This window comes from Martinezella paranaensis, assembly GCF_014200235.1.
Lineage (GTDB): Bacteria > Pseudomonadota > Alphaproteobacteria > Rhizobiales > Rhizobiaceae > Rhizobium > Rhizobium paranaense.
Genome location: NZ_JACHBI010000003.1, coordinates 1 through 22,220, shown reverse-complemented (window position 1 = coordinate 22,220; position 22,220 = coordinate 1). Strand labels below are relative to the sequence as shown.

The following is a 22,220-nucleotide window of genomic DNA, read 5'->3' as shown; positions in this document are numbered from 1 at the left end:
TCAGGCTTCGCCCACGGTTTCGAAAAGAACGGCTTCCATGGCGCGATTTGCGTCAAGGCCGGACCATACTACAAATTGGAAGGCCTGATAATAAGCCTCACAGGTGTCAAGGGCATTGGACAGCAGCACTTCCACCTGCCGGTTGGTCGGCTCGGCGCCGCCGGAAAGCAGCAGCGACTGACGGAAGATCACGATATCCTCCTGCCGCCACAGATCGAAATGTCCCATCAGCACCTGACCATTGATGCAGGACAGCAGCTTGATGACCTCGTTGACACGAGGATCGGGAACCTTGATGTCGAAGGCGCAGGCAATGTGCAACGCCTCGAACTCCTCCATCCACGAAAAGGAGACATGATAATCCGTCCATCGACCTTCGACGGTCATGGCGATTTCATCCTCGCCGGACCGCTCGAACGACCAGTCGTTATTGGCGGCTACGAATTCGATCATATCGACCGGATTCGATTGTCGTTCGATTTCCAATTCCATAAGGCTCATGCAGCACCTTTTTGACCGGAATGAATGCAGCTTCCCGTGCTCGAACACTGAAAGAACGCAAACAGTTTTACTCCGGAAACATCCTCGGGATGATGTTGAACGGCTGCCAGACTAACGCATCCACCCTGCCCGGAGCTTACCAAGTCCGTTTCGAATCATCATTTAAAATCAGTGTATAACGGCATGCCCGACATGCCAGCCCCTCATCGGAGATTTGGCGAAGGGCGCTGTGGACAGCTCCTCCGACGTCTATTCAGAAGGGAGTCATAACTGACTCTGACGATTGGCTTTTTTGCCTGTGTCCACAGGTGGAAAAACTGTCGAAAATTTTAGAGGAAAAATGCGCGGCAGACGCGTGCCGCGCCGATTTTACGCAAAATGAATTGCGATTACTTGCTTTCGGAGGAAAGACGCGCTTCCAGCGCTTCGATTCTGGCAAGCAGCGCTTCGTTTTCGTCGCGTGCCTTGATCGCCATTTCGCGAACGGCTTCGAACTCCTCGCGCTTGACGATATCCAGGCTGTTCAGCCAACGCTCGGCCTGGGCATTGAACGCGGTTTCGATCTCGCGGCGCACGCCCTGGGCAGCACCGGCGGCATCGGTCATCAGCTTGGCGAATTCATCCAAGATACGGTTCGGTCCAGTGCTCATAGTGATCTCCTTGCGGCCGTCGGCCCCGAAAATGGACGGCATCATATGAGGGGCCAGATAGATCTGAGGTAAGATTTCCCAGGGTCCGATGCAAGCAAATTGAGATAGAGCGGGACAACCAGTCCCGCTCTGCGAGACACACGAATAATCGACTTGACCGTTTCAATAGTGAACGCCATGTTCCGCGCACATTGGATTTAGCATGCTCTTATCCAAAAAAACGCACAGAGTTTTTGGGAATCATGCTGTAACGGACGCGAAAATCTTGCTGACATCAGCCAATCTTGCCGCCATCCTGCCGTTTCCGGATATCAATCCGATCGCCTTTTCGCTCGGCCCGCTGTCGGTCCACTGGTACGGTCTTGCCTATGTTGCTGGCATTCTGCTCGGCTGGTTCTATGCGAGACGGCTCGTCGACAATGGCAAGCTTTGGCTGAACGACACCGCGCCGGTGACGCGGGCGCACCTGGACGACTTTCTTCTGTGGGTGGCCTTCGGCATCGTGCTCGGCGGACGCATTGGTTACATCCTGTTCTACGATCTCGATCCGGTACTCGCCAATCCGATTCGCGCCATCGAGGTCTGGAATGGCGGCATGTCTTTCCACGGTGGATTGATTGGCACGACCATCGCCATGATTTTGTTTGCCAATCGCAACAAGATTCCGGCCTGGAGCCTGTTCGATATCGTCGCCGCCGTCGCCCCGATCGGCCTTTTCTTCGGCCGCATCGCCAATTTCATCAATGGCGAACTCTGGGGCCGGACCACCGATGTGCCCTGGGCAATGATTTTCTGCAGCCCGCATATCATCGCCGCTCACCAGGGCGCCTGCCCTGCCGGCCTTGATCCGCGCCACCCCAGCCAGCTCTATGAAGCGGGCATCGAGGGCATCGTGCTCTTCACCGTCCTCTTCATCCTCACGCGCTGGGCGTTGGCGCTGAAGAAGCCCGGCACCGTCAGCGGCGTCTTTGTCATCGGTTACGCCTGCTCGCGCATTTTCGTCGAATTCTTCCGTCAGCCTGACGAACAGCTCGGCTATCTGCTTGGCACGAACTGGCTGACCATGGGCATGGTGCTCTCCCTGCCGATGGTAGCGATCGGCCTGTGGGCCGTGATCCGCGCCCGCCACGTTGCAGCCAGACAGACGGCTTGAACTCTAGGTTTAATGTCGCATGATCCGCCCGGAAGCCGTTTCATATTTTTCGGGACCATGCTTTAGCGAGACCAAATGATGACGACCGCGCTCGGAGAAAAAATCAAAGCCATCATCCGCGCCAACGGACCGATCAGCATCACCGACTTTTTCTCGCTCTGCCTCGCCGATCCGCAGCATGGCTACTACAAGACGCGTGAGCCCTTCGGCCGCATGGGCGATTTTGTCACGGCACCCGAGATCAGCCAGCTTTTCGGCGAGATGATCGGCGTCTTCATGGTGCATGCCTGGCAGCGCCACGGCACGCCGGCCGATATCCGCCTCGTCGAAATCGGCCCCGGCCGCGGCACGATGATGGCGGATATGCTGCGCGTCATCGCCAAGCTCGCGCCGCCGCTCTATGACGCGATGAGCGTGCATCTGGTCGAGACCAGCGAGCGGCTGCAGGGGTTTCAGCGCCAGACGCTTGAAGCGCATGGCGATAAGGTTTCCTGGCATTCGGATTTCGATGACGTACCGGCGGGCTTCACGCTTCTTGCCGCCAACGAACTGTTCGACGCCATTCCCATTCGCCAGTTCGTCCGCACCGCTAACGGTTTTCGCGAGCGCACGGTGGGGCTCGACGTCGATGACGAGCTGACTTTCACGGCCGGCGTCGCGAGCCTCGACCCCGCGCTTCTTCCCGCCGGGCCGCTGCCGCCGATCGGCACGATCTTCGAGATCGCCCCTGCCCGTCAGGCGGTCATGACGACGATCTGCGACCGGATCGCAGCCCATGGCGGCACAGCGCTCGCCATAGATTACGGCCATATGGCAACAGGCTTCGGCGATACGCTGCAGGCCGTGCGCATGCATGAATACGACCCACCACTGGAACACCCCGGCGAAGCGGACCTTACCAGCCATGTCGATTTCCAGCATCTGGCCGAAACCGCTCTCGCATCCGGCCTGCATATCAACGGATGCTGTCATCAAGGCGATTTTCTCATCGGCCTTGGACTGCTGGAGCGGGCTGCAGCGCTTGGCCGCGACCACGACGCCGCTATGCAAGAGAACATCCGCGCCGCCGCCGAACGGCTCGCTGGCGCCGGCGAAGGCAAGATGGGTGAGCTTTTCAAGGTGCTGGCCGTCTCCAGTCCGGCGATCGATCTTTTGCCCTTTCGTCCAGTCCGCTGATCAACACTATTGACTTCCGCGGATTGACAGAACGCGCATCGCTGGGCCAACATCCCCCTCAAATCGAACCGCTTCGCCACAGAAGCGTTATTTCCAGCACGAAAGAACATATCAAGGGACGCAGCATTGCCGACTCCGATCGAAAGCACGCTGCTGAGCGCCGCCAAGAGCGCCGGCATCCGTCACGGTTATTTCACCCGTGACGGCGGCGTTTCAGAGGGCCTTTATCGCGGATTGAATGTCGGCCTCGGTTCCAACGACAGTCGGGAGCATGTCCAGGAAAATCGTCGTCGCGTCGCCGCCTGGTTCGGCCTGCCGTTGGAACGGCTTGCAACCGTACATCAAATCCATTCGCCCGACGTGATTGCAGTCGACGCGAACTATGACGGCACTCGCCCGCAAGCCGACGCCATGGTGACGGCGACGCCGGGGATTGTGCTCGGCGTGCTCGCCGCCGATTGCGGGCCGATCCTCTTCGCCGATCCTGCAAACCGGGTGATCGGTGCCGCCCATGCCGGCTGGAAGGGCGCACTGACAGGCGTCCTGGAAAACACCATCGAAGCCATGCTTGCGCTTGGCGCCAAGCGGGAGACGATTATGGCCTGCCTTGGCCCCTCGATCAGCCAGGCGAGCTACGAGGTCGGCCCGGAATTCGTGGATCGTTTCGTCAGCCACGATCCAAGCTATGCCAAGTACTTCATTCCGTCCGAGCGGACCGGTCATGCGATGTTCAACCTGCCAAATCTGACGATCGACCGCCTGCGCAAGGCCGGCGTGATCGCCGAAAACCTCAATCTCTGTACCTATCCCGATCCCGACCGCTTCTTCTCCTATCGCCGCACCACGCACGCGAAGGAGCCGGATTACGGCCGGCAGATTTCCGCCATTGCCATCGAGGAGACGTTCTAAAATGGCCCTGCATTTCGAGCGCAGCGAATTCGACGCCCGCCTAGCCCGCCTTCTTGCAAAAATGCAGGAGGAAAAACTCGACGCCATGCTGCTCTTCGCGCAGGAAAGCATGTACTGGCTGACCGGCTACGACACCTTTGGCTACTGCTTCTTCCAGACGCTGGTGGTCAAGGCTGACGGCACGATGGTGCTGCTGACCCGCTCGGCCGACCTTCGCCAGGCACAGCTCACATCGGTCATTTCCGACATCCGCATCTGGGTTGATCGCGTCAACGCCGATCCGACGCTCGATCTCAAGGAATTGCTGGTCGAGCTCGATCTCCTCGGCAGCCGCATCGGCGTCGAATACGACACCCATGGCATGACTGGCCGCGTGGCGCGCTTGCTTGACAACCAGATTTCCACCTTCGGCCAGATCATCGACGCCTCCTACCTCGTCAGCCGGCTGCGCCTCGTCAAAAGCCCGACGGAAATTGCCTATGTCGAGCGCGCCGCCGCGCTCGCCGATGATGCGCTGGACGCAGCGCTTGCCTTGATCAAGCCCGGCGCCGATGAGGCCGACATTCTCGCCGCCATGCAGGGCGCGATTTTTTCAGGCGGCGGCGATTATCCCGCCAATGAATTCATCATCGGCTCCGGCGCAGAGGCCCTGCTCTGCCGCTACAAGGCCGGCCGCCGCAAGCTGGATGCCCATGACCAGTTGACCCTCGAATGGGCTGGCACCTATGCCCATTACCACGCCGCCATGATGCGCACGGTCGTCATTGGCGACCCCACGCACCGCCACCGCGAACTCTACAATGCCTGCCTCGAGACCATTCAGGCGATCGAAACGGTGCTGAAGCCTGGCCATACCTTCGGCGACGTCTTCGATATGCATGCCAAGATCATGGACGAGCGCGGCCTTGCCCGCCACAGGCTGAATGCCTGCGGCTACTCGCTCGGCGCCCGCTTCTCGCCCTCCTGGATGGAGCACCAGATGTTCCATATCGGCAATCCGCAGGAGATCGAAGAAGGCATGTCGCTCTTCATCCACATGATCATCATGGACTCCGACACCGGCACCGCGATGACGCTCGGCCAGACCTACCTGACGACCTCTCAGGCTCCAAAATCTTTGTCGCGTCACCAGCTCGAATTTCTTAACCGTTAGCGGCTTAAAATAGCGATCCTGAACGGGGTGACCGTCTAAGGAAGGGATCGCGTAAATGGGACTGGTCAGGACAACGTTTGTTTCCGTTGGCTTCTGCTTCGCGCTCGCCGCCTGCAACACGACGGATGCCCTGACCCCGCCCGAGACGATCGGCGATGCCGGCTCCAGCCCCGTCACCCAGCGCGATGTCGAGCGCATGGCCGCCGCGCCGCAACGCCAGCAGAACTATGAAACCGCGCAGGACAGCTACAGCTATCAGCGGCAGGGCTATCAGCAGCAGGGATATCAGTCGCAAAACTATGGCGGCGGTGGCTCGCTCGACGATCAGGCGGCTGCGCTGAGAAGCGGCGGCCGCAATCCCTATGCCTCCCGCCCGCTCGACGGCTCGCGGACCGCCTCCATCCAGTCACAGGATTCGCAGGCTTCGGAAACCGACGAGCAGCGCGAGGCCGACCGCCGCCTCTCCGATGATCCTCAGCCACAGCCGCAGCGGCAACAAGCGGCTGAAGACCAGCAGGACGATCAGCAGCCTGAACAACAGCAACAACAGCAAGCCTCCCGTCCCCCTGCCGCAGCGACGGATAGAAACAGCGTCCGCTTCCTGCCGATCATCGGCGCCCCGGTTGAGGCAGTAACACCGCTGTCGCGTCAGCTTGGCGCAGAGGCCCGCGCGCTCGGCCTGACGATCAAGAGCTCCAGCGATTCCAGCGCGAGCTTTATCCTGAAGGGCTATCTCTCGGCCTTCCAGGACGGGCCGCAGATTTCCGTGACCTATGTCTGGGACGTTCTCGACAACAGTGGTGCCCGCCTGCACCGAATCCAGGGATCGGAAAGCGCGCCGCTGAAGCGTGGCGATCCGTGGGCCGCCATCCCGCCCTCCGTCATGCAAAAAATCGCCACTGAAACCATGTCGGAATTCAATTCTTGGCGCGACTCTCGCCGTGGATAGCCACAAGCTTTTCAGAAATATGAAAGCTATCGCACTCTAGCCCCTTGCATTCGAGAGCAAGGCGGTTAAAAGCGCGGCTATCAGGTTGGTAATAGGCGGGCCACAATGAAGGTTTTCGCAGGGAATTCGAACCGGCATCTCGCCGAAGCGATCTGCAATTATCTCAACGTTCCCTTGGGAAAGGCCAGTGTCCGGCGTTTCGCGGACCAGGAAATTTTCGTTGAAATTCAGGAAAACGTGCGTGGCGAGGATGTTTTCGTCGTCCAGCCGACCTCGTTTCCGACCAACGATCATCTCATGGAACTGCTGATCATGATCGATGCGATGCGCCGCTCGTCGGCGCGGCGCATAACGGCAGTCATCCCCTATTTCGGCTATGCCCGCCAGGATCGCCGCGCCTCGGGGCGCACGCCGATCTCGGCCAAGCTGGTAGCCAATCTGATCACCGAGGCAGGCGCCGACCGCGTTCTCACCCTCGACCTGCACGCAGGCCAGATCCAGGGCTTCTTCGATATCCCGACCGACAATCTCTATGCGATTCCGGTGCTGACCCGTGACATCAAGGCCAATTACGACATCAGCAATGTCATGGTTGTCTCCCCTGACGTCGGCGGTGTCGTGCGCGCCCGTGCGCTCGCTAAACGCCTCGACTGTCTGTTGGCGATCGTGGACAAACGCCGCGACCGCCCGGGCGAATCCGAAGTGATGAACATCATCGGCGAAGTGGCCGGCAAGGATTGCATCCTGATCGACGATATCGTCGATTCCGGCGGCACGCTCTGCAACGCAGCCGATGCCCTGCTCGCACAAGGCGCGGCAAGCGTCACCGCCTATATCACCCACGGCGTTCTCTCCGGCGGCGCCGTGACCCGCGTGGCAAACTCGAAACTGAAGGAACTGGTGATCACTGATTCCATTCAGCCGACGACCGCCGTGCAATCGGCGCCCAATATCCGCGTCATCACCACTGCAAGCCTTATCGGCGAAGCCATTAATCGTACCAGCCAGGAAGAATCGGTTTCGAGCCTGTTCGACTAAAGGCCACCGGATTTTCTCATGCGGGTTTCGCATCGACTGGATGGCTTTGCCTCCAGGCGAGCAATCCTATGCCAATAAGCCCGGAGACAAAGACCGCCGCACCGGCACCCATAATCGATGGGCCGATGCCGAACCAGGCAAATAGGCTGGGCGACATGAGATAGGCCAGGAAAAGGCCGAGGAAGATCGCGCACATCAGCAAGCGATAGACCTGCGCCAATCGATGCGGCTCGCTGCGCGTCTGCATCAGGTGCAGCATGGCGAGGTTCTCGAACGGGCCATTGATGGCGGCGAGAGATGCGACGACCATCAGCCATATCCGGTCATGCATCAGCGGCAGCAGAAAGACGCCGGCGCCAAAAATAAGCTTCGCCGCAATGATCCACACCACCGGTCGACGCGGTTTGACACTGCTGAGGATCAAATTGGTCGTCAGATTGCCAACGCCGTAAGCCGTCATCATCAGACTGTAATCCGTCAAGGGATCGGCGCTGGTCTCACGCAGGTGCAGCAGCATTCCGAGCAAAATGCCCATCGCCCAGGCGATATTCCCCATCAGGTTCGTAAACAGCCCATAGAGTATGGCGGCATGGCCCCGCGCCATCCGCCAGCCGCCCAACACGCCGTCGATCACCGCCGCCGTTCCCGAGAAATCGCGACGCCGCGGCGCGGACGGCAATTTGGCGACGGCCAGCCACACCGCGAGAGCCGAAAGCAGGAAAGTCGCCGCCGTCACCGTGAAGAACTGCGATTTCGGCAGGAAGCCGTTGACCAGCGCAATCATGCTCGGCCCGAGGATACGGGCCATGCGCCTCGTCGCGTCGAACAATCCATTGGTCGCATGACGAATATCGGGATCGACCGCGATGGTGGGCAACGTTGCCTGGAGCGACGGATCGAAGGCGGCCGTCAGCAAGGCAATGCACCCGGCGAGCACCATCAACAATGGCAAGCTCATGAAATGCATGAGGCCGGTGACGGATAGCACCAGCAATAGAAGCGTACGCAGCACGTCGGCCGAGATCATCGTCGTGCTGTGCCGCCAGCGATCCGTTAGAATGCCACCGAACAGGCTGCCGAAGAGAAGCGCCCCCGATTGCAAGGCGGAAACGTAACCCGCATCACGGCCGATGAAATCCGCCGCAATCCAGACGACGGCGACCATGTAGAACTCGGATCCGGTCGCCGCCAAAACCTGACCGGCCCACAAAAGCGAAATCGAGCGTTGGGCCAGCGGCTTCAAGACAAACATAGTGGCATTCTGAAATTTGGGCGGCTTATTTGATGGCTTGCCCGTTGATCGTTATGGACTCGTCGTCGGCGATGCTGACGTCCCAACGCGCGCGCCCGTCGGGATCGGTCTTTGCAAACCCCTTGGCCATCATCAGGCCGAAGGACAATTGGCTGAGGTCCGGCTCCGTTTTCGCCGCGTCTTGGACGGCTGCGATGGTCTTGTCGAGATCGCGCGCAAGCACCGTCATCGTCATGGAGACACGATCCTTGTCGTTCAACCAGCCGCGCATGCTGCCGGAAGCCTGGATGTCATAGAGGCCTGAGACCGCACTGATTTTCGGGAAATTGATCGTCATCGTTCCGTCCGGGAACATCGCCTGCTGCAACTTTTCATCCATGGATGCCGTTCCCGCAGAATTGTTGAAATCGGTCTGCTGCAGAACATCCATCAGGGCGGAAAAATTCAGGTTGGGGAACTGCATCTGCAGTTCGGCGGCATCGGGAATGAAGGCGACATAATCCTGAGGCACCAGGCCGGAGGCCAGGGTAAGCTTCTCGGCCCGCATGCCGAAATCGGCATTCATCGCATTAGCCGGCCCCGCGATCTTGAACGAGTAGCCCATCTGCTGCAGTCCGCCGTTGCCGAGCGGAGTCGTCACGGAAATATCCTTGGCGGAGACAGACTCTTCAAGCGAGCCGACCAGCGGCATCGCGTTCCGCAGCAATGCCTTGAGCGCCGCACTTTCGCTGTCAGACAGGGTTTTCGTGTCCTTGTGGTCGGAAACGAAGCGCAAGATCTCGTTCAGCGCCTTAAGCGGCAGCTTGGTCGCATTGGCCCTGAAATCGATCGCTCCGATCTTGAATTCGCCCAAAGTTGCGTCATCGGAAGAAACCTTATCGTGGAAGGATTGCAGGCCCCCCATCATCTGAAGGTCGAGCTTATCCGGCTCGCCGCTGCTGGATGAGGAGAGCGCGTAGTTGATACCATCGATCGTGATATCGTTGTTCTCGACACCGTTGGTGTCGGTGGTCTTGGTGGCAAGCGTAATGCCGTTGCCCTTCACGTCCATCGAACGAACATAGTGGATGGCAGGGTCGAAGACGCCGGAGAAACTGGATGATGCCACCGCATAACGGAGCGCGACATCCGGGCTGCTGCCGGGCTTCGAACGGGCCGTGACGTCGATCGCATTGTTCCCCTCGATGTTCCAAAGGCCGCCGTCCTGCGGCGTGGCAAGGGCCATCAGCGGCTTGAGCCCCGCAACGTCGAAACCGCTGATATTCAATTTGTCGAAGAGCTTCTGCAGGTCATAGGTGATTTCGTAGTGACCGCTCGCCGGCGTCACAGTCACAAAGCCGCTTTTAACGAGATCGTCGGGCAGGAAATGCGTCAGGTTGCCGAGCAGGTCCTTGGCCCCCTGCTCATTGACGTCAGCCGCCTGCGAGGCGCCGGCCAAGCCGACGGCAAAAGCCGCGGCAGCGGCAACTGTTCTAAAACGCATAATTCACCCCCGTGATACTAGGAAAAACAATTTGAAAGCGGGAAAACCCTAAACGTGATTCTCAATTGAATGATGACGGTGCATGCGCGCTGGCGCCCAAGCTGGACGTGGCCTCAAAGCCCCTTCATCACCTGCCCGTTCACCGTGACGGTCCGGTTTTCGTCCATCGTGACATCCCAGCGCAGGCGGCCATCCGGATCGGTCTTGGCAAAGCCCTTGGCGGCCATCAGGCTGAAGGAAACGCCGTTCAGTTGCGGGTCCGTCTTTGCTGCATCCTGAATGGCAGCAACCGTCTTGTCGAAATTGCGCGCGAGGACCGTCGCCTGCAGCGAATAGCTTGGATGGTGCTTCGTGGAGCCCTTCAACGCGCCGGAGACCTCGAGGTCATAGACGCCGGAAGCCGCGCTGATCCTCGGGAATTCGAGGGTCCCGTAACCGCTCGGGAACATGGTGCGCTTCAATGCTTCGCCGGAAACCGGCGTTGCACGCGTCGACACTGCGTCCAGAACCGTGTCGATGATCCCTTCGAAATTGACGTTGGGAATTCCGAGCTGCACATCGACCGTTTCCGGCAGGAAAGGCGCGTAGGCCGGCGGAATAAGGCCGGCATCCGGTGTGAAATGCTCCGCCCGCAAGCCGAAATTGATGTTGGAGGCCTTTGTCAGACCATCCATCTTGAAACTGTAGTCCAACGTCTTGAGGCCGACCTTCCCTTTGTCGGTCGATACCTCTGCGTTGTTCAGCGTCACCGTCTCGTTCAGCGAACCGAATCCCGGCAAGGCGCGGCGCACCAGCTCCTCGAACTTTTCGCTGCCGCTCTCCGATAACTGTTTTGCCTTCACATGCTGGACGAAGAAGCGGATGAGCTCACGCAACTCCTTCGCCGGCAAGCTCGTTGCGGTCACTTTGACATCGACGCTATCGGCGCTCAGGCCGACGGATGGCGCGCCGGGTGCCGTGATCTGCTCGTTGAGATGCTGCAGCATGCCCTGCGATTGCAGGTCCACCTTGCCGGTCTCGCTGCTGTCGGTCACCGCATGGCTGAAGGACGCGCTGTCGATGGTGGCATCCACCTTGCGCCCGCTATTTTTACCGCTGCCGATGCTGGAAAACTTGGCACCGTTGCTCTTCACATCGATCGACCGCATCATCTCGATCGACGGGTCGAAAATGCCGTCAAGCGAGCTGGATGCGACCGAATAGGTTATGTCCGACGCCGGCGAATGAACCGAGACGTCGATGCTGTTGTCGCCCTTCAGATGCCATCTGCCTTGATCCAGCGGCTGCGCGAACAGCGACAGCGGCTTCAGGCCGGTAACGGAAAGCGCGCTGGAATTGACCTTGTCGAAGAATTTCGCGAGATCGTAGGTAATCTCATACTGATCGCCGGCCGGTTTGACGGCGACAAAACCGCTGCGGGCGAGATCCCGCGAGAGCGAATGCGTCAGGATACCGCGCAGTTCCTTTGCGCCCTGCTCGTTGACTTCAGCCGCCTGCGAAACGCCAGCGAGACCGATGGAAAAAACTGCGGCGGCGGCGATAGCCTTGGGGCCCATACCCGACCTCTCCCTTTGACGCTGATCGATTGGAGTCGACTGTTGAAGAGGCCGAACGTATATGTCAAGCCATTGATAGAAATAGCATCGTCGGCTCTTTATCATGAGTTGCATTGTCATCACAGATGCGCTTTCTCCGGAGATGCTTGCACCGTCGGCATCTTTGTATTATACGCCACGCGTCCGCGTAGACACCCTTGGAGGCAACGCGGATGAGGTAGGGCTTGCCCTCCTCCAGTTCAACCGGTTCTGATGAACGGATGAACTCTCCAAATAACCTCGAAAGGAATAGCCATGAGCCACGAAAGCTACGAGCTCAAGGCCGAGGCGCGCGAACGGGTTGGTAAGGGGTCCGCCCGTGAACTTCGCCGCAACGGTTTCATTCCCGCTGTCATCTATGGTGACAAGCAGGCCCCTATTTCGATCGCTCTCAACACCAATGAGGTGACGAAGCGCATTCATGCCGGTGGTTTCCTCACCACGATCGCGACGATCGACGTCGACGGCAAGAAGATCAAGGTTCTGCCGAAGGACTACCAGCTCGATCCGGTCCGCGACTTCACGGTCCACGTCGATTTCCTGCGCGTCTCCGGCAACACCCAGGTGACCGTTGAAATCCCGGTTCACTTCGAAAACCATGAAAAGTCCCCGGGCCTCAAGGCTGGCGGCGTGCTGAACATCGTTCGCCACGAAGTCGAAGTCCATTGCCCGGCCGATGCGATCCCCGAATTCTTCACTGTTGATCTGTCCGGTCACAAGGGCGGCGCCAGCATCCACATTTCGGATATTACGCTGCCGAAGGGCGTGTCCCCGGTCATCGCCGACCGCGACTTCACGATCGCAACGATCGTCGCTCCGGCTGCCGGTCTTGCAGAAGAAGAAGCTGGCGAAGAAGAAGCCGGCGCTTAATCGGCATCTTCATCGTGACGCATTCAGACCCGCCTCCCCTCTGGGGATGGCGGGTTTTTCATGTATAACTTCTAATAAAAGCAAAAAGAAATCTATTCGTTTTTGAAATTAATACTCGATTTAAATCCATTAACTCCCCGGTTTTTCAGCAACATTTAACAAATTCGTGAAAGTTTACGCGAAAGAGTTGTAGAGAACGGCCAACCCCAAGATCAGCCGGTCTACGACTGGGGAGCAAGCGGAACTATGAGTCATTCCGTCGAAAACAGGTTTTTCGCGATCGTCTGCGGCGCGCTGCTGGTTTTCGTCGCGCCGCTCTTCGTGCTGTTCCTCTTCCTTTCGTCCGAACGCGCCGAAAAGGAAATCAAAGACCATATCTCCGTCCTGCTCGTCGCCAATGCCCAGGCGCTGGCAAAGCCGCTGTGGGACCTCGATGAAGACAGCGTCACTCAGATCAGCGCGACGACGGTCGCCGAGGGTGCGATCGTCAAGGTCAATGTCCGCGACGTCTCCGGCCAGCTCGATGTTACGCAGACGACCATCCCGAGGTCCTACAAGGGCCTGCTGGAGTCCATCGCCCGCCCGATCATCTACAACGGTGTGGACGGCCCGAAAAATCTCGGCACCATTACCGTCTATTACCCCGCGCTCGGCCTCTTCGACGGCTTGAAGAATGAGGAGATCGTTTTCATCTCGATCTTCATCTTCGCCGTGCTGACCGTCTTTGGCGCGGCCCTCATCGGCAACCGCATCTTCATCATCCAGCCGCTGATGCGGCTGACCCACGCCGTCGAAGCGACCCGGCGGCTCGGCTCGCGCCATCATGTGGATTGGCAGTCGAACGACGAAATGGGCCGCCTCGCCAGCAGCTTCAACGACATGCAGAGCAAGCTGGAGCGTGAGGAAACCGAACTGAAGCTTGCCCACCGCCGCGCAACGGACACCTATAACCTGACGCCGGCCATGCTCTTTTCGCTCGACAAGGACGATTACATCGCCGCCGTCAGCGATTATTGGCTCGCCGCGACCGGCTATGCCCGCTCCGAGGTGCTGGGACGTAAATTCGCAAGCTTGGTCCTGCCGGAATCGCGCGAGAAATATACCGAACGCAAACGCAGCCGTTTGGACAGCGCCGCCCGTCTCGACGTTACGGTTAAATTCCTGTGCCGGGATGACCGGATCATGGACGTGCTGATCCTCGAAACCACGGCGATCCAGGATGGTGTTTCGCTCTCGGTCATGACCGACGTCACCGACCTCAAGCAGTCCGAAGACCGCAACCTCCGCCAGGCGATCACCGACCATCTGACCGGCCTTTTGAACCGTCAGGGTTTCGAAACGGCGCTCGATGCCAAGATCAACGAGGCGGATCTGCGCAAGCGCGAACTCGCCTGCCTCTTCGTCGATCTCGACCGCTTCAAATGGATCAACGACAATATGGGCCATGCCGCCGGTGACGCAGCGCTCCGCGAGCTGGTTTCGCGCATGCAGTCGCGATTGGTCCCGGGTGATATTGCCGCCCGCCTCGGCGGCGACGAATTCGCCATCCTGCTGCTCGCCGAAGATGCCGAGAAGAGAGCGATCGACATGGCCGCCCGGATCGCGGAGGTCTTCGACACGCCTTTCGGTGGCGACGCCCGCCTCAGCGCCAGCATCGGCATCGCCATCTACCCGCGTCATGCCGCCAACGCCGCAGAACTGCTGCTGAAATCCGACATCGCGATGTATGCGAAAAAGCGCGACGGCAAGAACGGCGCGCAGATCTTCGACAACAGCATGCTGGACGATTCCCGCCGCCGCGCCGAGCTGGAAAGCCATATCGAAAGCGGCCTGAGCGACGACTGGTTCGAGGCGCATCTTCAGCCGATCGTCAATATCGATGATCGCTCCATCGCCGGCTTCGAAGCGCTGATGCGCCTGCATCACCCGCAGAAGGGCATCCTGCCGCCGGCACGGATCATCGACGTTGCCGAGGAGACCGGCTCGATCGTGCGCATCGGCAATCGCGTCATGGAAAAGGCGATCTCCCACTTTGCCCGTCTCTCGCGCCTCGACGGCATGCAGGACACCTATCTCGCCATCAATTTCTCGCCGCTGCAATTCGAGTCCGGACTGCCGATGCGCATCGCGGCCCTGCTGTCCCGCTACGATATCCGCCCCGAACGCATCGTCGTCGAAATCACCGAAGCCGTGCTCATGGACGACAATCCGGAGACACGCACGGTCATCAACGAGATCTGCCGCTACGGCTGCCGCATCGCGCTCGACGACTTTGGCACCGGCTACTCTTCGCTGAGCTACATCAACCGCTTCCCGGTCGACATCATCAAGATCGACCAATCCTTCATCCGCGCGATCAACGACATTGCCTCGGATGTCAGTCTCAAGAGCCGTATGCTGGTCGAAAGCATCACGACCTTGTCGCACAAGATGAACTGCACCGTGATTGCAGAAGGCATCGAGACCGAGGAAGAGTGCGCTACCCTGCGCGCCATGGGGCTCGACTACGGTCAGGGCTACCTGTTCCACCGGCCGCAGCATCCGAACGACCTGATGAAGGCGCTTGCGGGACCGCGAGCTGATCACCTTACCCCTGTGGCGCAAGCATCATAGAGAAACGAGGAACTACATGCGAAAACTGCTGCTCCTGGTATTTTTCGGCCTGTCCTCCCTCACGCTCCTCCACGGGGCGCAAGCCGCAACCGTCAACTTTACCACGGAAGAATATCCGCCCTTCAACTATCGCGACGGCAAGACTCCCGTCGGCGCGACTGTCGAGCAGGTGGAAAAGATAATGACGGACATCGGCGTCGACTATTCGATCGAGGTGCTGCCCTGGGCGCGAGCCTATAATGAGGCACTGACGGCACCGATGACCTGCGTCTTTGTCGCCGCTCACAACAATGAGCGCGACAAGCTGTTCAAATGGGTCGAGCCGCTGCTGGTCGATCGCAACGTCCTGATCAAGCATACCGGATCCAGCGTCACCGCCACGACGCTGGACGAAGCGCGGAAGTATCTCGTCGGCACATGGCGGGGCGATTATACCGAGACGACGCTGCGGCAAGCCAATTTTGCAAGGATCGATATCGGCGCCGACTTCAAGGCAACACTCAAAAAGCTTATGAGCGACCGTATCGACCTGATGCCGATATCTGAATTCTATTTTGACAAGCTGAAGCAGGACGGAGACGCCGTTGAAAAGGTCACCGTTCTCTCCGAACAGCCGATGAGCATCGCCTGCCACAAGGATTTCCCGAACGATCTTCTGAAGAAGATGCAGGCCGCGCTGGACAAGCTGATCGCCGACGGCACGCAGAAGCAGATATTCCTGAAGTACGGCCTGCACCTCGGCAACTGACGCGGTTGCTGCCTTGACTTTGCCGCCAATTCGCTGTCGTGAAGGGCATCGGCATTTTCCAAGGGGTGAAGCGCAATGCTTCTTATCGCGGGTCTCGGCAATCCCGGCGCCAAATATCAGGGCAATCGTCACAATATCGGCTTCATGGCCGTGGACGCGATCCATCGCCGCCACAGCTTTTCGCCCTGGTCGAAGAAATTCAGGGCGGAGATTGCCGAAGGCGAACTCGGGGGCCAGAAAGTTCTGCTGATCAAGCCGCAGACCTTCATGAATCTCTCGGGTGAATCCGTCGGCGAGGCCATGCGCTTCTACAAGCTGGAGCCTTCCGATCTCGTCGTGATCTATGACGAACTCGATCTGGTGGCCGGCAAGGCACGGCTGAAGACCGGCGGCGGCCATGGCGGCCATAACGGCATCAAATCGATCGACGCCCATTGCGGGCGCGAATACCGGCGGCTGCGTCTCGGCATCGGTCATCCCGGCGTCAAGGAGCTGGTGCACAATCACGTACTCGGCGATTTCGCCAAGGCGGACCGGAGCTGGCTGGAGCCGCTGTTCGACGCGCTCGCCGACAATGCCGACATGCTGGTGCGTGGCGAAGATTCGCAGCTCATGAACAAGATCGCTCTGGCCCTCGGCGGCAAGGCGGAAGAAGAAGCGCCGAAGCCGGAAAAGAAGGCCGTGGCCAAATCGCACATCCACCAGGCGCGCAGTCACAATCAGCCGCGGATGCCTGAGAGCGGCCCGATGGCCGAGATGCTGAAGAGAATGTTCGGCAAGAAGGGCGATTGAAATGGCGGAGCCAGCAGGAGACGGGGCCGCGGACATTGTAATCCGTCCGGCCGCCACCGGCGACCTGCTAGCGCTGCTGGCTCTCTACCGCCATCTCAACCACGACGATCCCGACATGGATTTGGGCTTTGCGGAGGACCGCTTCGCGGCGATTTTAGCCCATCCGGGCATGACGATCTTCGTCGCCTTCGAAGGCAACCTCGCGGTTTCCTCCATCACCCTGGTCGTCATCCCCAACCTGACGCGTCGTGGCGCTTCCTATGCGCTGATCGAAAACGTCGTCACCCATGCCGACCATCGCCAGCGTGGCCACGCACGGGCGCTGATCAAAACGGCCATCGCAACGGCCTGGGAGAAGAATTGCTATAAGGTGATGCTGCTCACAGGATCGAAGGAGCCGGCGACGCTGCGCTTCTATGCCAAATGCGGCTTCACGCAGGACAAGACCGGTTTCCAGATCCGGCGTCCTGCCGCAGGCTGATAGCTCTGCCCGAGCCTATTCTTCCGGTTCCGTGGTGAACATCAGCGGGAAACCGGCGCTCTTCGCCAGATCGATCGCTTCCTTTGCCCTGGTTTCGGCAATATCCCTGGCGCAGACCATGACAACGCAGGTGCCGAGCTTATGCGCGGTCATCATGACGCGATAACCGGTCTCCTCGCTCATACGGAAGACCGCCTTCAGCACCATGATGACGAATTCGCGCGGGGTGTAATCGTCATTGACGAGAATGATCTTGTAAAGCTTCGGCCGATCGAGCTTCGGCTTCGTCTTAGTCTTCGGTTTTAGGACGACATCATTGTCACTCATCGGGCTCACCGTTGATGACAGGGAAAAAGGATTTGTGGCTGATAGCAAATTTATACTGCACCGCAACCAGTCATTCAAGGAAAACAACGTTTTCGGTAGGACCGGCAGATCAATCGATCGTGAGGAACAGCTCCTATCGCTGGCGCTTCCGGCTTCCCTTCTCTACAGAAAAACGGCGCATCCGCCCTGCAAGGCTTGACCCGCAACGGCCCTTCGCCCATACGCACAGCAAAGTTTTTCAAGATATGGACAAGGTGCCATGGGTTTCAAATGCGGTATCGTCGGATTGCCGAATGTCGGCAAGTCCACTCTCTTCAATGCGCTCACCAAAACGGCGGCGGCGCAGGCGGCGAATTATCCCTTCTGCACGATCGAGCCGAACACGGGTGAAGTGGCGGTTCCCGATCCGCGCATGCGCAAGCTTGCCGACGTCGCCAAGTCGAAAGAGCTGATCCCGACGCGTATCTCCTTCGTCGACATCGCCGGTCTGGTGCGCGGCGCGTCGAAGGGCGAAGGCTTGGGCAACCAGTTCCTCGCCAATATCCGCGAAGTCGACGCCATCGTTCATGTGCTGCGCTGCTTCGAAGACAGCGACATCACCCACGTCGAAGGCCGCATCAATCCGGTCGCCGACGCCGAGACGATCGAGACCGAGCTGATGCTCGCCGACCTCGAAAGCCTGGAGCGCCGCACCGAGCAGACGCGCAAGCGCGCCACCGGCAAGGACAAGGAATCCATGGCGATGCTGCCGATCATGGATGCCTCGCTCCAACTGCTGAACGAAGGCAAGCCGGTGCGCACCCTGCTGTCGAAGCTCGACGCTGAGGAAATCCGCATCCTCAAGGGCTTGAACCTTCTGACCTCGCACCCGGTCCTCTATGTCTGCAACGTCGCCGAGGCCGATGCCGCAACCGGCAACGAGCACACAGCCGCCGTCGCCGCCATGGCGAAGGAACAGAATTCCGAAGTGGTGATCATTTCCGCCGCCATCGAAGCGGAAGTGGCGCAGCTCCCCGAAGACGAATCCAAGGAATTCCTCTCCGCTCTCGGCCTAGACGAAGCCGGCCTCGACCGGCTGATCCGCGCCGGCTATAAGCTGCTGCACCTCATTACCTATTTCACCGTAGGTCCGAAGGAAACACGCGCCTGGACGATCGAACGGGGCACCAAGGCCCCGCAGGCCGCCGGCGTCATCCATTCCGACTTCGAACGCGGCTTCATTCGCGCCAACACCATCGCCTATGACGACTACATCGCCTTCAACGGTGAAACGGGCGCCAAGGAAGCCGGCAAGGCGCGCGACGAAGGCAAGGAATACGTCGTCCAGGACGGCGACGTCATCCACTTCCGCTTCAACACGTAAGACAGGATTACCGGCCTCAGCGGAGCGCCGGCAGCCTCCCCTGGACGGATGCCGGCAGCAGCCGGACGACAGCGCGGCGCAGATGTGGCCAGCCGACACCGATCACCAGCACGATCAGGCCGACAATCATCAGCACGATGAAGCTGACCTTGTCGAGCCCGGCATTGTTCTGCCGGAGAATGGCCCCGATGGCGACGCCTAGCGACGTCAGCCCTGCGGTCACGAAAGCACGTCTGTCGATGATCAGACCGACCAGCATCATGATCACCACAATGGCGACGATGATCAGCGCCTGCGCGTAGCCGCCATACTCGGCGGTGGCAGCGAAAAATGTGCCGCTGCTGCCGGCCCTAATCTGAAATGCCAGCAGGATCGCGGTGTAAAGCAGCGCCGGCGCCGTGACGAGATGCAGCCAGAAAGCCACATCCGAGCGACGCGTCCTGCGGCTGGGATCGCTGAGATCGAAACGCATCGCCACGGCAAATGCCCCAAGTGCGGCCGCAAACATGATGCCGAGCGACGGCAGCGGATAATTCAGCACGACATCCGATGTGCCGGTGGCAAGACCGATCAGATAGAAAACGGCGGCGAGCAATAGCGTGAACAGCGAGAAGAGCAGCATCGCCAGTGACAGGGGCACGCGATAGCGCCAATAAAAGAGCGCAAGCAGCGGCGGGAACGGCAAGGCAATCGTCATCCAGGAGGTCATGAGGCCCAGGCCGCCGGCATTTTGCGTACCGAAATGCATGACGGCTACCCAGAAGGTCCAATGGACCAACGCGATCGTCAACACGACGGCGGGAAGCGCCAGACGTTGGCGGCGGACCAGGATTTCGGCCAGGATGATGATGGCCGGTAGTGGACCATAATAGCCGGTGAGCCCCCACAGGCCAACAAGCAGGACGATGATGCCGATGGTGATTAGCACGTCATGGAAGCCACGAATGAAACGCGGCGCTTCGCTGTCCTCCAGCGGGTTCGCCACGTCGTCCTCGCGAGGCTGCGAAAGATCGTGCCTGATGGTCGCCCCTTTGACGCCGATATTTCGCTCGGCGAGATAAGGCAAAAGCCGTGTGGCCTGATCCGAGGAGATGATCCCCTCGCCGGCGGCGCCTTCCAGCGCGGTCTTGAGATCGCTCATGTCATTCCTGCCTGATGATATCGTTGCCCAGCCTCATCATATCGCCGGTACACAATCAAGGGCTGCGAGGCAGCCGACACCATTCGCCGCGCCTCTTTTCCCATAGCGGCCATGAAAATGCTTGCACCATTGCCGCCTCGCATGCGATTGCGCACGGACGGAATGAAGAGACTGGTGACGGATATGGCAAAATTGACATATGAGGATTTTCAGCCCGAACAAGTGTTTCCGCTCGGCCCGAAACATGTGACCGCGGAAGAGATCGTCGAGTTTGCGCGCGAGTTCGATCCGCAACCGATGCATCTCGACGAAGCTGCCGGTCGCGCCAGCATCCTGGGCGGGCTCGCAGCCTCCGGCTGGCACACCTCGGCAATGTTCATGCGCATGATGACCGACAGTTATCTGCTGAACACCGAGGCCGAAGGCGCACCGGGCATCGACTTCATGGACTGGAAGAAGCCGGTTCTGGCAGGCGATACGCTCTCGGGACGGTCGATCGTGCTCGAATCCCGCGCCATGCGTTCCCGCCCCGGCATCGGCATTGTCCGATTCCGTCATGAGGTGGAAAACCAACGCGGCGAGCTCGTTTGCCTCGGCGAAAACGCGACGATGATCCGCATGCGCTTACCCATGGAGGTTTCCGCATGAAGATGACGGAGCTTTATCCGATCGGTGCGCGCGCCGAGATCGGCAACCATACGTTCACCGCCGAAAATATCGTCCGTTTCGCCTCGCGCTTCGATCCGCAGATTTTCCACATGGATGCGGAAGCGGCCAAACACACATTGTTCGGTGGGCTCTGCGCCTCCGGTTGGCATACCTGCGCGGTCTGGATGCGCACCTTCGTCGACTATTGGAAAAGCGAAACCGCGCGCCTCCAGGCCGAAGGCAAAAAACCGCCAAATCTCGGCCCTTCTCCCGGGTTCCAGAAGCTGCAATGGCTTCGCCCGGTCTTTGCCGGCGACACCGTCGCCTACGGCGTGACCTTGCTTGCCAGCCGCCCCTTGGCGTCACGCCCCGGCTGGACGCTCAACACCATCCTCTGCGATGGAGCCAACCAGCACGGCGCGGCAGTGTTGCGGTTCGAAAGCACCGTGCTGGAATTCGAGTAAAGCCTTCGCCCCTTTTGGAGGTGAAGGCATGCTGTTCTTCAATGCCCTGCGAATTCCACCAGGGTGTGAACCGGCACATCGAGCGCTTCCAGCTTCTTGCGGCCACCGAGATCCGGCAGGTCGATGACGAAGCAGGCGGCAACGACCTGGGCGCCGATCTGGCGCAGCAATTGGGTGGCGCCCACTGCGGTGCCGCCGGTAGCGATGAGGTCGTCGACCAGGATCACCTTCTCGCCGGGATTCACCGCATCGCGATGCATCTCCATCTCATCGACACCATATTCCAGGCTATAGGCGATGCGCACGATATCGTGCGGCAGCTTGCCCTTCTTGCGGATCGGCACGAAGCCGGCCGACAACTGATGCGCCACCGCGCCGCCCAGAATGAAACCGCGTGCCTCCATGCCGGCGACCTTGTCGATCTTGGTGCCGGCGTAGGGCTGCACCAGCGCGTCGACTGCACGGCGAAATGCCTTGGCATTGCCGAGCATCGTGGTGATGTCACGGAAGATGATGCCGGGTTTTGGATAATCCGGAATGGAGCGGATGCTGGCGGCAAGCTCCGAAGCGATAGTGTCCATGTAAATATGTGCTCTCAGGCTATGATTGGGCGCGGCGCACACTATCAAGACGGCGTGCTCGATACCAACAAAAAAGGCGACCCTGAAGGCCGCCTTTCGCTGATTGCATGGCTGAGGCGCTTAGTGGGCGCCGGCCTTGGCATAGACCGAACGCTTGGTGAGGTAGATCAGCGCCGAGAAGATCAGCAGGAAGATGATGACCATGAAGCCGAGTTGCTTGCGGTCTTCGAGATGCGGCTCCGAGGCCCACATCAGGAAGGAGGCAACGTCGCGCGCATATTGGTCGACCGTCTGCGGCGAGCCGTCGTCATAGGTGACCTGGCCGTCGGAGAG

General features: G+C 59.6%; 23 protein-coding genes. 14 read left to right on the top strand and 9 right to left on the bottom strand.

What is annotated here, in order from left to right:
• Complete coding sequence (locus GGD50_RS08960) at window positions 1-501, bottom strand: type III secretion system chaperone family protein (RefSeq protein WP_107108646.1); 501 nt, start codon at window positions 499-501, stop codon at window positions 1-3.
• Between the two features lie 389 nt (window positions 502-890).
• Window positions 891-1,151, bottom strand: coding sequence for an accessory factor UbiK family protein (locus tag GGD50_RS08955; RefSeq protein WP_107108845.1), 261 nt, complete (start codon window positions 1,149-1,151; stop codon window positions 891-893).
• A 265-nt stretch (window positions 1,152-1,416) separates the two neighbouring features.
• Here GGD50_RS08955 and lgt point away from each other — a divergent pair, with 265 nt between their 5' ends.
• From lgt to GGD50_RS08925, 6 genes are all read left to right on the top strand, one after another.
• Window positions 1,417-2,304 carry a prolipoprotein diacylglyceryl transferase gene (gene lgt / locus GGD50_RS08950; RefSeq protein WP_107108647.1) on the top strand — a complete coding sequence of 296 codons (888 nt, stop codon included), beginning with the start codon at window positions 1,417-1,419 and terminating at the stop codon, window positions 2,302-2,304.
• A 78-nt stretch (window positions 2,305-2,382) separates the two neighbouring features.
• Window positions 2,383-3,480, top strand: coding sequence for a class I SAM-dependent methyltransferase (locus tag GGD50_RS08945; RefSeq protein WP_107108846.1), 1,098 nt, complete (start codon window positions 2,383-2,385; stop codon window positions 3,478-3,480).
• A gap of 126 nt (window positions 3,481-3,606) precedes the next feature.
• Window positions 3,607-4,389 carry a peptidoglycan editing factor PgeF gene (gene pgeF, locus GGD50_RS08940; RefSeq protein WP_107108648.1) on the top strand — a complete coding sequence of 261 codons (783 nt, stop codon included), beginning with the start codon at window positions 3,607-3,609 and terminating at the stop codon, window positions 4,387-4,389.
• A gap of 1 nt (window position 4,390) precedes the next feature.
• Window positions 4,391-5,542, top strand: a complete 1,152-nt coding sequence (locus tag GGD50_RS08935) for a M24 family metallopeptidase (protein WP_107108649.1) — start codon at window positions 4,391-4,393, stop codon at window positions 5,540-5,542.
• Between the two features lie 55 nt (window positions 5,543-5,597).
• Window positions 5,598-6,491, top strand: coding sequence for a hypothetical protein (locus tag GGD50_RS08930; RefSeq protein WP_107108650.1), 894 nt, complete (start codon window positions 5,598-5,600; stop codon window positions 6,489-6,491).
• Window positions 6,492-6,596: 105 nt separating this feature from the next.
• Window positions 6,597-7,529: a ribose-phosphate pyrophosphokinase gene (locus GGD50_RS08925; RefSeq protein ID WP_028751659.1), complete on the top strand. Its 933-nt coding sequence runs from the start codon at window positions 6,597-6,599 to the stop codon at window positions 7,527-7,529.
• Window positions 7,530-7,545: 16 nt separating this feature from the next.
• On the opposite strand, the gene GGD50_RS08920 is transcribed toward GGD50_RS08925, so the two are convergent.
• The 3 genes from GGD50_RS08920 to GGD50_RS08910 form a co-directional block, all read right to left on the bottom strand.
• A complete protein-coding gene (locus GGD50_RS08920; RefSeq protein WP_107108651.1) occupies window positions 7,546-8,781 on the bottom strand; it encodes an MFS transporter in 1,236 nt (411 codons plus the stop codon).
• Window positions 8,782-8,806: 25 nt separating this feature from the next.
• Entirely contained in the window at window positions 8,807-10,264 is a 1,458-nt protein-coding gene (locus GGD50_RS08915; RefSeq protein WP_107108652.1) for a hypothetical protein, read from the bottom strand.
• Window positions 10,265-10,377: 113 nt separating this feature from the next.
• Window positions 10,378-11,820: a hypothetical protein gene (locus tag GGD50_RS08910; RefSeq protein ID WP_107108653.1), complete on the bottom strand. Its 1,443-nt coding sequence runs from the start codon at window positions 11,818-11,820 to the stop codon at window positions 10,378-10,380.
• Between the two features lie 294 nt (window positions 11,821-12,114).
• Between GGD50_RS08910 and GGD50_RS08905 the strand changes: the two genes are divergently transcribed.
• From GGD50_RS08905 to GGD50_RS08885, 5 genes are all read left to right on the top strand, one after another.
• Window positions 12,115-12,729 carry a 50S ribosomal protein L25/general stress protein Ctc gene (locus tag GGD50_RS08905; RefSeq protein WP_107108654.1) on the top strand — a complete coding sequence of 205 codons (615 nt, stop codon included), beginning with the start codon at window positions 12,115-12,117 and terminating at the stop codon, window positions 12,727-12,729.
• Window positions 12,730-12,975: 246 nt separating this feature from the next.
• A complete protein-coding gene (locus tag GGD50_RS08900; protein ID WP_107108655.1) occupies window positions 12,976-15,342 on the top strand; it encodes an EAL domain-containing protein in 2,367 nt (788 codons plus the stop codon).
• A 16-nt stretch (window positions 15,343-15,358) separates the two neighbouring features.
• On the top strand, window positions 15,359-16,090 hold the full coding sequence (locus GGD50_RS08895) for a substrate-binding periplasmic protein (RefSeq protein ID WP_107108656.1): 732 nt from the start codon (window positions 15,359-15,361) through the stop codon (window positions 16,088-16,090).
• Between the two features lie 75 nt (window positions 16,091-16,165).
• The gene (pth, locus tag GGD50_RS08890; RefSeq protein ID WP_107108657.1) at window positions 16,166-16,882 is read left to right on the top strand and encodes an aminoacyl-tRNA hydrolase; all 717 of its coding nucleotides are present in this window, start codon (window positions 16,166-16,168) and stop codon (window positions 16,880-16,882) included.
• A 1-nt stretch (window position 16,883) separates the two neighbouring features.
• Complete coding sequence (locus tag GGD50_RS08885) at window positions 16,884-17,363, top strand: GNAT family N-acetyltransferase (protein WP_107108658.1); 480 nt, start codon at window positions 16,884-16,886, stop codon at window positions 17,361-17,363.
• Between the two features lie 15 nt (window positions 17,364-17,378).
• Here GGD50_RS08885 and clpS read toward each other — a convergent pair whose 3' ends face one another.
• Window positions 17,379-17,690: an ATP-dependent Clp protease adapter ClpS gene (clpS, locus tag GGD50_RS08880; protein ID WP_107108659.1), complete on the bottom strand. Its 312-nt coding sequence runs from the start codon at window positions 17,688-17,690 to the stop codon at window positions 17,379-17,381.
• Between the two features lie 259 nt (window positions 17,691-17,949).
• Here clpS and ychF point away from each other — a divergent pair, with 259 nt between their 5' ends.
• The gene (gene ychF / locus GGD50_RS08875) at window positions 17,950-19,053 is read left to right on the top strand and encodes a redox-regulated ATPase YchF (RefSeq protein WP_107108660.1); all 1,104 of its coding nucleotides are present in this window, start codon (window positions 17,950-17,952) and stop codon (window positions 19,051-19,053) included.
• Between the two features lie 16 nt (window positions 19,054-19,069).
• Here ychF and GGD50_RS08870 read toward each other — a convergent pair whose 3' ends face one another.
• Window positions 19,070-20,194: a hypothetical protein gene (locus tag GGD50_RS08870; RefSeq protein WP_107108661.1), complete on the bottom strand. Its 1,125-nt coding sequence runs from the start codon at window positions 20,192-20,194 to the stop codon at window positions 19,070-19,072.
• A gap of 183 nt (window positions 20,195-20,377) precedes the next feature.
• On the opposite strand from GGD50_RS08870, the gene GGD50_RS08865 reads away from it, so the two are divergent.
• Window positions 20,378-20,842, top strand: a complete 465-nt coding sequence (locus tag GGD50_RS08865; protein WP_107108847.1) for a MaoC family dehydratase — start codon at window positions 20,378-20,380, stop codon at window positions 20,840-20,842.
• On the top strand, window positions 20,839-21,306 hold the full coding sequence (locus GGD50_RS08860; protein WP_107108662.1) for a MaoC family dehydratase: 468 nt from the start codon (window positions 20,839-20,841) through the stop codon (window positions 21,304-21,306). Before GGD50_RS08865 ends, GGD50_RS08860 begins: the two co-directional genes overlap by 4 nt.
• A gap of 38 nt (window positions 21,307-21,344) precedes the next feature.
• On the opposite strand, the gene GGD50_RS08855 is transcribed toward GGD50_RS08860, so the two are convergent.
• Together GGD50_RS08855 and GGD50_RS08850 are read right to left on the bottom strand one after the other, a co-directional pair.
• Complete coding sequence (locus GGD50_RS08855; protein ID WP_107108663.1) at window positions 21,345-21,887, bottom strand: adenine phosphoribosyltransferase; 543 nt, start codon at window positions 21,885-21,887, stop codon at window positions 21,345-21,347.
• Window positions 21,888-22,007: 120 nt separating this feature from the next.
• Window positions 22,008-22,220: cytochrome c1 (locus tag GGD50_RS08850; protein WP_246451105.1), on the bottom strand; the 213-nt coding region annotated here is incomplete at its 5' end.

Bases quoted from the DNA above. Each gene is read 5' to 3' on its own strand.
- GGD50_RS08960 (WP_107108646.1), bottom strand. From the start codon at position 501: ATGAGCCTTATGGAATTGGAAATCGAACGACAATCGAATCCGGTCGAT.
- GGD50_RS08955 (WP_107108845.1), bottom strand. From the start codon at position 1,151: ATGAGCACTGGACCGAACCGTATCTTGGATGAATTCGCCAAGCTGATG.
- GGD50_RS08945 (WP_107108846.1), top strand. From the start codon at position 2,383: ATGACGACCGCGCTCGGAGAAAAAATCAAAGCCATCATCCGCGCCAAC.
- GGD50_RS08935 (WP_107108649.1), top strand. From the start codon at position 4,391: ATGGCCCTGCATTTCGAGCGCAGCGAATTCGACGCCCGCCTAGCCCGC.
- GGD50_RS08930 (WP_107108650.1), top strand. From the start codon at position 5,598: ATGGGACTGGTCAGGACAACGTTTGTTTCCGTTGGCTTCTGCTTCGCG.
- GGD50_RS08925 (WP_028751659.1), top strand. From the start codon at position 6,597: ATGAAGGTTTTCGCAGGGAATTCGAACCGGCATCTCGCCGAAGCGATC.
- GGD50_RS08920 (WP_107108651.1), bottom strand. From the start codon at position 8,781: ATGTTTGTCTTGAAGCCGCTGGCCCAACGCTCGATTTCGCTTTTGTGG.
- GGD50_RS08915 (WP_107108652.1), bottom strand. From the start codon at position 10,264: ATGCGTTTTAGAACAGTTGCCGCTGCCGCGGCTTTTGCCGTCGGCTTG.
- GGD50_RS08910 (WP_107108653.1), bottom strand. From the start codon at position 11,820: ATGGGCCCCAAGGCTATCGCCGCCGCCGCAGTTTTTTCCATCGGTCTC.
- GGD50_RS08905 (WP_107108654.1), top strand. From the start codon at position 12,115: ATGAGCCACGAAAGCTACGAGCTCAAGGCCGAGGCGCGCGAACGGGTT.
- GGD50_RS08900 (WP_107108655.1), top strand. From the start codon at position 12,976: ATGAGTCATTCCGTCGAAAACAGGTTTTTCGCGATCGTCTGCGGCGCG.
- GGD50_RS08895 (WP_107108656.1), top strand. From the start codon at position 15,359: ATGCGAAAACTGCTGCTCCTGGTATTTTTCGGCCTGTCCTCCCTCACG.
- pth (WP_107108657.1), top strand. From the start codon at position 16,166: ATGCTTCTTATCGCGGGTCTCGGCAATCCCGGCGCCAAATATCAGGGC.
- GGD50_RS08885 (WP_107108658.1), top strand. From the start codon at position 16,884: ATGGCGGAGCCAGCAGGAGACGGGGCCGCGGACATTGTAATCCGTCCG.
- clpS (WP_107108659.1), bottom strand. From the start codon at position 17,690: ATGAGTGACAATGATGTCGTCCTAAAACCGAAGACTAAGACGAAGCCG.
- ychF (WP_107108660.1), top strand. From the start codon at position 17,950: ATGGGTTTCAAATGCGGTATCGTCGGATTGCCGAATGTCGGCAAGTCC.
- GGD50_RS08870 (WP_107108661.1), bottom strand. From the start codon at position 20,194: ATGAGCGATCTCAAGACCGCGCTGGAAGGCGCCGCCGGCGAGGGGATC.
- GGD50_RS08865 (WP_107108847.1), top strand. From the start codon at position 20,378: ATGGCAAAATTGACATATGAGGATTTTCAGCCCGAACAAGTGTTTCCG.
- GGD50_RS08860 (WP_107108662.1), top strand. From the start codon at position 20,839: ATGAAGATGACGGAGCTTTATCCGATCGGTGCGCGCGCCGAGATCGGC.
- GGD50_RS08855 (WP_107108663.1), bottom strand. From the start codon at position 21,887: ATGGACACTATCGCTTCGGAGCTTGCCGCCAGCATCCGCTCCATTCCG.